Here is a 2,341-nt window from a genome sequence, read left to right as displayed (position 1 = left end):
TTTAAAGGCAGCTGAAATCATCACAACAATCTAGCTAATCCCTAATAGTATTATCTGCGCCCTTTACGCCTATTCTAATCCATTGCTTCCTGAATTAGGCTCATTAAATCGCCAATCTTTGAGGGTTCCAACCATCTTGTGATCACTACCAGGTTATTCGCTTTATCAATAACAATAAAATTCCCTCCAAAACCGGCTGCATAGTAGATGTCTTCTGAAAGTCCCTCCCAATGGCGATCTCCTTTATTGTTAAGCCACCACATATAACCATAATTTGGATTTGGTGCTGAAGGTGTAATTGCCTCTCTTATCCAGGCCTCGCTAATAAGCTGTTCTGAGTTCCATTTTCCATTGTTAAGAAATAGTAAGCCAAAACGGGCCATATCTTCGGTGTTTATAAAAACTCCTGCTCCTGAATGACCGCCTCCTGTAACAGATTTCATTTTTATTCCATCAATTACTGTCCAGGCGTTGTCGTAGCCAAACCAGCGCCAAGTAGTTGAGGCTCCTATTTTATCCATTATATGCTCCTTTAGCACCACCGGAACAGGCGTTCGCCAAACTTGAGTCAATGCATAAGCCAGTACATTTACGCGCACATCATTATATTCCATAACTGTGCCGGGTTCTTTGAGTTCTCTAAATTTCCAATCATCCAAACCTCCTTCTTTTGGGGGCCTGTCTGCCCAATCTTTGCCACCCCATAATTCACCCGACCAATCTGAATTTTGTTGTAGTAAATGCTTCCAGTTAATTTTGCTATTGTGTTCTCCTGCAAATGTACCATCCCAGAGATAGGAGGAAACCTTGTCTTCTGTACTTTCAATTAGGTGACTATCAACAGCAAGACCTGCCACGGTAGACAAAAAACTCTTCGTTACACTAAAGGTCATATCAACACGTTTAATATCCCCCCACTTTTGAACAATGTAACCGTTTTTCAGTATAATACCTGCGGGGCCTCCTCGTTTTTTAGTAGGTCCTAAAATTTGATGAAATGGCTCTCGCTCAAATCCCTTTAAAATTGCAATCCTCAAATCTCTTGACCCCGAATATTCATTGCTTTTGGCAAAACTAACAGCTTCATTCAGCTTCTTTTCATTAAGTTTAAAAGTAGATGGGGGCTTTTCCTGCCACTTGGCATTTCTTTCAGGAAAATAATAGGTTTGCTGGCAAATAGCTGTATTTATTGAAAACAATAAGAGTGCCAGGACAAGGGTTTTTATATACATTGTTTATTTTATTATTTTTCCAAGTTAGCTAAATTCAGCTTCATTAACCAATCCATTTGTTTATCGCTACCTATATAATAAGGATGTTCTCCAAATTTTATAAATCCATTCTTTTTATAGAATCTAATGGCATTGCTGTTTTTCTCCCAAACCCCAAGCCATAAGTAACTCTTCTTTTTATTGGCTGCAATATATTTAATACGATTTAGCATCCAATGCCCAACCTGGTTTCCTTGAAATTCATTTTTTACGTAAATCCTTTCCAATTCAATCGCATTTTTATCCTTTATGTCTGTTTGCGCTTCATTTTCGTTTAATTTAAAATATCCCAAAACCTCATTTTCCGATAAAACCAAATAAAAAGAGCTATGAGGGTTTGCCAGTTCCAATAAAAGCTGTTCTTTAGAAAAAGCCTTTTTCATATAAGCTTTAAAATCATCCGGGTTATTGTTCTCTGCAAAGGCCTCAATAAATGTCTTTCTGGAAATCGAAATAAGTTTATCCAAATCAGAATTGGTACATTTTGATAAATGAAGTTTCATGCCGGAATAAAATATCCTCTAAAATAAAAAAAGGAGTAAAACATATTGCTTTACTCCTTTAATTATTTTGTGATTATGTACTAAAACATAAAAAGTTTTTTGGTCAACATTACTATACCGCTTAAAAAGTCGTTTCGGTATACCTGGATTTCTTCTTCAATAGGTCTGTGGTTAATTTGTGCGTCCATAGCTTTTGTAATTTTAATAAAGTAAGATTTGGGGTTTAATAAATATAGGTTAAAGATAATGTGTGAGATTCAAGTCTCTAAAAAATTGTTGTGAAGTATCACCAATTTGTTGTGAAAAAAGTAACTGATTTTAAATTATCGATAAAGCGTTTATTTTGATCGCTAAACGGTCATCTCTGGAATATCTCCAGCAATAAGTAATGTTCCCTCTGTGGCCTCTTTTATTGTATCAATACTCACTCCAGGAGCTCTTTCAAGCAATCGGAATCCCTGTGAAGTAACCTCCAGAACGCCAAGATTTGTAACCACTTTCTTTACGCAACCAACGCCAGTAAGCGGAAGCGAACATTTTTTTAAGAGCTTTGATTCCCCTTTTTTA

3 protein-coding genes are annotated in these 2,341 nt (G+C 36.5%); all 3 read right to left on the bottom strand.

Annotation, left to right across the window (positions count from 1 at the left end; translation table 11 throughout):
* Positions 1 to 74 precede the first annotated feature (74 nt).
* Positions 75 to 1,232, bottom strand: a complete 1,158-nt coding sequence (locus tag WBN20_RS16050) for a serine hydrolase domain-containing protein (RefSeq protein ID WP_424282414.1) — start codon at positions 1,230 to 1,232, stop codon at positions 75 to 77.
* A gap of 11 nt (positions 1,233 to 1,243) precedes the next feature.
* Entirely contained in the window at positions 1,244 to 1,774 is a 531-nt protein-coding gene (locus tag WBN20_RS16045; protein ID WP_424282413.1) for a GNAT family N-acetyltransferase, read from the bottom strand.
* Between the two features lie 350 nt (positions 1,775 to 2,124).
* The coding region (locus WBN20_RS16040; RefSeq protein WP_424282412.1) for a CoA-transferase at positions 2,125 to 2,341 on the bottom strand (217 nt) is incomplete at its 5' end.

It is taken from the genome of Eudoraea sp. (genome assembly GCF_049665975.1).
In the GTDB taxonomy this organism is placed as follows: Bacteria; Bacteroidota; Bacteroidia; order Flavobacteriales; family Flavobacteriaceae; genus Eudoraea.
This window is presented reverse-complemented; position numbering and strand designations above follow the sequence as displayed.

What these genes read in the sequence shown, in the direction of transcription:
- WBN20_RS16050 (WP_424282414.1), bottom strand. Translation starts at nt 1,232, where the DNA reads ATGTATATAAAAACCCTTGTCCTGGCACTCTTATTGTTTTCAATAAAT.
- WBN20_RS16045 (WP_424282413.1), bottom strand. Translation starts at nt 1,774, where the DNA reads ATGAAACTTCATTTATCAAAATGTACCAATTCTGATTTGGATAAACTT.